This is a genomic window from Aquirufa sp. (assembly GCF_044377215.1).
Classification (GTDB): Bacteria; Bacteroidota; Bacteroidia; order Cytophagales; family Spirosomataceae; genus Aquirufa.
This window is the reverse complement of sequence record NZ_JBILJM010000032.1, coordinates 20,951-27,836: the sequence shown is the minus strand read 5'-3', so window position 1 is coordinate 27,836 and position 6,886 is coordinate 20,951. Positions and strand designations below refer to the sequence as shown.

The window sequence follows — 6,886 nt, the reverse complement described above, 5'->3', positions numbered from 1 at the left end:
AAATTCACCCCAAGTAAACGCAGGAATGAATTTAGGGAGAAAGTCGGTTCCGCTAATATTGCAGTGGCAGCTAATTACGGTTCCCGTATTAATTTTTGTACTAATACCTGTTGTGACAAAATCCCCCATGTACACGCCGAATGATTTGATCGTAGTTGCACGCATACCCATTTTCGTATAATCATATACGTTTACTTTCTGTAAGTCATTTCGTACGTTGGACGTGGTGGTCATGGCACCCCAATTACAGTAGGAGCCGAGTATGGAATTGCCTAAAAATCCATCATGTGATTTATTGGTAAATGGGTAAATAATGGATGCACTGATTTCGCCGCCAACTTTACATTTTTCACCTATGGTGGTGTTTGGGCGAATTTTTGCACCAATATTAGTTGTGCATCCAGCTAACAAGGCAGCAGGTCCTTGGATAAGTGTCCCAATTTGTACGTTAACATCCTGGCCAATATAAATGGGACCTAAACTTGCGTCTAGTATGCTTCCGTTTAGCGTGGCACTCGGGTCTATGTAACAGTTTTCGGGGGCAATTAAAGTTGTTCCGGATTCCTTAAAGTCCGTTACCGAACGGTTATTGGGTTGAATTTCGTTTCGTAGCGCGTGGTCGTTGGCCTGCAGAAAGTCTTCGGGGTGGGCTATGAAAATAGGCTGTTTTACAAGCTTTTTTGTGGGTAAAATGCGTGGATTTAGGGGGGTATTGGATCGATATGCCAGCCATTGATCCTCCCAAATTAGGCATGTGTTTGGCTCAAGCTCTGCTAACGACTCTACGAATTCGAGCGTGGGTAAACAAGATCCAAGAATCCAACAGTCTATTGGTAGTTTCGTAGCAACAGCCTGCCACTTTGATTCGATGGTGCTGATGCCTAGCAAAAAGTCTTTCAGCTCACGTGTATACGTTAGCGGCAACAATTGCTGTACAATTAGAGGATCATTGATTAGTTGGCTCGTATTCCACATACCGCAAATTAAACGAAAAAAGCCTCGACCAAAAAATGGAAGAGGCTTTTCTTTATACTTTTAGAAGGATTAGTTCTTTGCGTAACGCTTGTTGAATTTGTCTACACGTCCCGTTGTGTCTAACAATACATTCTTTCCTGTGTAGAATGGATGTGATTGAGATGAAACTTCTAGTTTGTAAACCGGATACGTAGCACCTTCAAATTCAGTTGTTTCAGTTGTTTGTGCGCAAGAGCGTGTCAAAAACTTATCATCAGCTGATAAATCGTGGAATACTACTTGCTTGTATTCTGGGTGTATGTCTTTTTTCATGGCTTTATACGTGACGATTCCCTGCCGTCTGTTTATTTGTTCTGTGAAAGACTCTTGGGAATTAGTCTTCTTTAATCGGGTTGCAAAATTATCATTTTTGATTTTAAAACCAAAATATTTTCATAAGTAAATTTTTGCAGTTTTTGGTTTTCATGGGAGTAAATAAAAAAGTAAAAAATATTTTTCTAGTACTTTTCTAAGATGCATCGGGCGTAATGATTTGACTAGCCGATACTTATATATGGTAATTTAAATATGGCTTATTTATTTTTGTTTTTAGCCAAAAAATAGTTTGCACGCGGAGGTGATTTTTTCTAATTTTACGTAGTGCCCAAGCAGCCAAAAATGATTCAATTTTTGGCAAACCAAAAGCAATAAAACAAAACCGCCAACACGTCAAATTGAAGTAGTTCAATTGACTAGATTTAAAGAGATTTTTTTTCTCAGGTGGAATTTTATTGTCCTAGTTTTGTTGGTGGCCAATGAAGTATTTATTTAATATTATTTTATAAGAAACACATGTACGTAATTAAAAGAGACGGTCGTCGCGAATCTGTCAAGTTTGACAAAATCACAGCCAGAATTGAAAAGCTTTGCTACAGCTTGGATCCCTTTTTCGTTCAGCCTTTGGAGGTTGCGCGAAAGGTCATTTCGGGTTTGTATGACGGGGTAAAAACGACTGAATTGGATAATTTAGCAGCTGAAACGGCGGCGTCTTTGACAACAAAGCACCCAGATTATGCCATTCTTGCAGCGCGTATTGCAATATCAAATCTGCATAAGAATACGTTAAAGTCGTTTTCTGCGACCATGAAACGTTTATTCACATACGTTGATCCAAAGACTGGACAAAACGCAGCCTTGTTATCTAAAGAGATTTACGACATTATCAAGAAGAATGCGGTTGAGTTAGATGAAGCAATTATTTATGACCGCGATTTCGGATATGATTACTTCGGCTTCAAAACATTGGAGAAATCGTATCTTTTAAAACTGGAAGGTGCAATCGCTGAGCGCCCACAACACATGTTGATGCGTGTTGCTGTAGGTATTCACGGCAAAGACATTGCAGCTGCCATTGAGACCTATAATTTATTGTCGGAGCGCTGGTTTACTCACGCAACGCCAACCTTGTTTAATGCAGGTACTCCGAAGCCCCAAATGTCTTCATGTTTCTTGCTAACAATGCAAGATGATTCCATCGAAGGAATCTACGATACATTGAAGCAAACAGCCAAGATTTCACAGTCTGCAGGAGGTATAGGTTTAAGCATACATAATATCCGTGCAACGGGCTCATACATCAAGGGAACCAACGGAACTTCCAATGGTATTATTCCTATGTTGCGCGTATTTAATGATACGGCACGTTATGTAGACCAGGGTGGTGGAAAGCGTAAAGGTTCATTTGCTATTTATTTAGAGCCTTGGCATGCGGATGTATTCGAATTTTTGGAATTGAAAAAGAACCACGGGAAAGAAGAAATGCGTGCGCGTGATTTGTTCTATGCACTTTGGATTCCGGATTTATTTATGAAGCGTGTAGAGAGCAACGAAGAGTGGTCTCTTTTCTGCCCACATGAGTGCCCAGGTTTATCTGATGTATATGGAGACGAGTTTGAGGCATTATACACCAAGTATGAATTAGAAGGCAAAGCGCGTTCTGTTGTGAAAGCGCAGGAGCTTTGGTTTAAAGTATTAGAGTCGCAAACGGAAACAGGTACTCCGTACATGTTGTACAAGGATCACGCGAATAATAAGTCTAATCAAAAGAATTTAGGAACCATCAAATCTTCGAACTTGTGTACGGAGATCATGGAATATACGTCAAAAGATGAGGTAGCAGTTTGTAACTTAGCTTCCTTAGCTTTACCTAAATTTATCCGTACGACCGAAGAAGGTACACCAGCATTTGATCACAAGCGTCTTTACGAGGTAACAAAAGTAGCGACGCGCAACTTGAATAAGGTAATTGATGTCAACTACTACCCGGTTCCAGAAGCGCGTAATTCAAACTTACGTCATCGCCCAATCGGTTTAGGAGTTCAAGGATTAGCAGACGTATTCATTATGTTACGTATGCCGTTTGAATCAGAGGAGGCGCAACAATTAAATAAAGATATTTTTGAAACAATCTATTACGCTGCGATGGAAACATCTATGGAATTAGCGAAAGTAGAGGGTCCATACTCAACTTGGGAAGGGTCACCTATCTCAAAGGGTGTTTTCCAATTCGATATGTGGAATGTAACACCAAGTTCAGGAAACTGGGATTGGGAAACATTGCGTCGTGATGTTGTGGAGCATGGGGTGCGTAACTCGTTGTTAGTAGCTCCGATGCCAACGGCCTCAACAAGTCAAATTCTTGGAAATAACGAGTGTTTCGAGCCATATACATCAAACATCTACGCACGTCGTGTTTTGTCGGGTGAATTTGCGATTGTTAATAAGCACTTACTAAAAGATTTGATTAAGTTAAATCTTTGGAATGATTCAATGAAAAACAAATTGATTTCAGCAAATGGATCAGTTCAAAGCATTCCAGAAATTCCTCAAAATTTAAAAGAGCTTTATAAGACTGTTTGGGAGATTAAGCAAAAAACGATCTTGGAGATGGCTGCAGACCGCGGCGCTTATATCTGTCAATCACAAAGTTTGAATATTCACATTCAGGATGTCAATTTTGGAAAATTAACTTCGATGCACTTCCACGCGTGGAAACTTGGCTTAAAGACTGGTATGTATTACTTACGTACCAAAGCAGCTGCGGATGCAATCAAGTTTACAATTGAAAAACAAGCTGAAGTTTCCATTGAGCAAACAAATGAAGTGAACGAAACCGAGTTGCAGTACGCGGCTCATGCGGCACAGGCTGCGGCTTCGTTCTCAACAGATGATGATCAAAATAAAGCTGATATGACCTGTTCATTAGATAATCCAGACGCTTGTGAAGCATGTGGATCATAAAAAAATCAACTGAATAAAATAGCAAAAATCACTTAGCGCCCTAGTTAAGTGATTTTTGTGTTTAACCACCTAACCATAATCATGGGGAATAAAACGATTCTTGTTTCAGCTTTTTTTGGCCTGATGATTCTCGGATTCGTTTTGAGGGTTTACCACATTGGTTCCTACAGCCTTTTCGGCGACGAGAAACAAAGCATGATGATTGCCGTGGGGAATATAAATATCGGCGGGATGAGTGACTTAATGCAACCCGGAAAGACATTTACTCCAGCAGATTTTTGGGCACCTCGTGGGATAAAAGCATGGCTTGATGTAGATGCCCGTGGAGACGTCAGTGGAAATAGTCTAGTTCACGACCTGTTACTTAAAATAGTGGCATTTTTCTTCGGAAAAGGGGATGGAACTGTTCGAGGTATATCCGTCTTGTTTAACATGTTGACCGTATGGCTCATGTTTTTCTGGTCAAGAAAAATCTATCCCAAAATCACTTGGCAGATTGCGTTGCTTGCTTTTGCGGTGATTGAGCCGTTTTTTGTGGTGTATAGCCAACAAGCCCGTAATTATGCGACTTCGATGTTTTTTGCGACGGCATCCAATTTCTTTTACTGGAAACTTATCCACCCGAAACCTGAGCAAGGGATCAAATCTAAAGATTTAACGGGTTGGATATTGACGAGTATTTTAGCACTCTTTTCTACCTATCTAACCGCGCTGGTGCTTGTTGGGCAAGGAATTTATGCGCTCCTGAATTTACGTTCGAAGGAAATATGGACGCGCCTAAGTATAGGCGCAGTCGTAATTATCATTCCTTTTCTTGGCTGGATGACCTTAGGGCCCGGGCGTTATTTTTTAGCTTATCAAGCGGATGCTGGCGCGCAATATTTGGCATATTTACAGGTAAACGGCCCGATTCCTGGTTGGATCGAAGCCGCTAATTTTAGTAATCTACTTAAGCGCACCGTAATGATTTTGTCCGATCTATTCTTTTGGACAAATGATTTATATGCCAAACAAGGTTATCGTTTCGGTGGAGTAGCTTTAGTTTTATTCGGTTATGGAATATATACCTGGCTAAAAGATTTCAATCCTGAAAAACGTCGTTTTTATATTTTCGGCTTGATTCAAATTTTGCTACCTATTTGTGTATTGATTGCGACGGCCCTAAACGCGGGTACCACTACCGGGTATTTTATCCGGTATGCAGGGTTTGGTTTGCCCTTTGGTATTTTCATCTCGGTGGGTTTTATGGAATTTGTATTTCAAAAACCCATTTGGATTCGATTTATAGCAGGCTTGTTTGTTTTTATTCAAGCCTATTTTTTAATTTTTGCATTTCTACCACTATATGAGGACAAACCTCAGAAATACACATCGTCCGTGGGGCGAATTGGGAATCCTTATATACGTATTGCTGATAAATTACATGCCCAATATGCGGAAGGAGATACGATACTTTATCCATCGAAAGTCACTAATTTTTTGAATTCGAAGCATTTGGCAGGAGGAGCTTACAATGTCGCAGATGCGCAATTAGTAAATTTGTATTTATCGCCTTCAGATAAATTTATCCAACGAATTGATACGCTGCGAAAAGATTCCGTAATTTTAAAGCGAAAAAATGGGACAGAAGTTCTGATTTTTGATTTTAAACAAGGTAAATACCGCTATTAATTTATGCCCAATTCGACGCCCCAAGTTTCATTTGTTATTCCTGTCTACAACGAAGAAAGTAATCTTCCGATGTTGGCCGACCGGCTTGTGAAGATCATGGATCAATCAACCATAACCTTGGAGGCTGTGTTAATCGATGATGGCAGTCGGGATAACTCCCGCACCATGTTACAGCAATTAGCCTTAAGTGATCCACGTTTCCATGTTGTTTTGTTGTCGCGTAATCATGGTCACCAACTGGCCCTTACGGCAGGACTTTCGGTTGCTCGGGGGTCTGAAGGGGTATTTGTATTGGATGGGGATTTGCAAGATCCACCTGAATTATTAGATACGTTTTATGCCAAATTTCAAGAGGGATATGATGTTGTTTATGCTGTTCGTGAGAAACGGAAAGAGGTGTTTTATAAGCGTTTTGCTTATTTTATTTTTTATCGAATTTTGAAGAAAATTGCCAACATAGACATTCCGTTGGACAGTGGCGATTTCTCGTTTATGAGTCGGCGCGTTGTGAATGTCCTCAATAAAATGCCTGAGGAGAGCCGTTTTATCCGTGGAATGCGTACCTGGATTGGCTTTAAGCAAATTGGTATAGCCTATGACCGGCAAGAGCGGGCTTCGGGAGATTCCAAATATTCATTCAGTAAATTAGTACAGCTCGCTTTAAATGGCATCTATAATTTCAGTGAATTTCCCATCAAGTTTGTAACCTCTTTAGGAGGGTTCGCGATTGTTTCTTCGGTGATTTATTTGATTTTCGTTGTGGTGAAAAAAATGTTTTTTGATCAGGTTATTGAAGGTTTTACAGCTTTGCTTTTTGTGATTATCTTGTTTGGTGGAATTCAATTAATGGCAATTGGGGTACTTGGAGAGTATATTTTGCGTATTTTCTTTCAGTCAAAGAGTCGGCCTAACTTCATTATCGAAAAAGAAATTTGTGCAGGCAAATACCTAGATGAATAAG

Annotated in this window: 5 protein-coding genes; 3 read left to right on the top strand and 2 right to left on the bottom strand. The window is 40.1% G+C overall.

The genetic code is table 11. The annotated features are described in order from the left end of the window. Both ACIQ6T_RS09415 and ACIQ6T_RS09410 read right to left on the bottom strand, forming a co-directional pair. The coding region (locus ACIQ6T_RS09415) for a hypothetical protein (protein WP_395785757.1) at nt 1-975 on the bottom strand (975 nt) is incomplete at its 3' end. Nucleotides 976-1,044: 69 nt separating this feature from the next. Beyond that, nucleotides 1,045-1,287: a type B 50S ribosomal protein L31 gene (locus ACIQ6T_RS09410; RefSeq protein WP_395785755.1), complete on the bottom strand. Its 243-nt coding sequence runs from the start codon at nt 1,285-1,287 to the stop codon at nt 1,045-1,047. A gap of 519 nt (nt 1,288-1,806) precedes the next feature. On the opposite strand from ACIQ6T_RS09410, the gene ACIQ6T_RS09405 reads away from it, so the two are divergent. From ACIQ6T_RS09405 to ACIQ6T_RS09395, 3 genes are all read left to right on the top strand, one after another. Further along, a complete protein-coding gene (locus tag ACIQ6T_RS09405) occupies nt 1,807-4,254 on the top strand; it encodes a ribonucleoside-diphosphate reductase subunit alpha (protein ID WP_395785753.1) in 2,448 nt (815 codons plus the stop codon). Nucleotides 4,255-4,335: 81 nt separating this feature from the next. Continuing rightward, nucleotides 4,336-5,925 (top strand): glycosyltransferase family 39 protein, encoded by a 1,590-nt coding sequence (locus ACIQ6T_RS09400; RefSeq protein WP_395785751.1) that lies wholly within the window; start codon nt 4,336-4,338, stop codon nt 5,923-5,925. A gap of 3 nt (nt 5,926-5,928) precedes the next feature. Continuing rightward, nucleotides 5,929-6,885 (top strand): glycosyltransferase family 2 protein, encoded by a 957-nt coding sequence (locus tag ACIQ6T_RS09395; RefSeq protein ID WP_395785749.1) that lies wholly within the window; start codon nt 5,929-5,931, stop codon nt 6,883-6,885. The last annotated feature ends 1 nt before the right edge of the window (nt 6,886 follow it).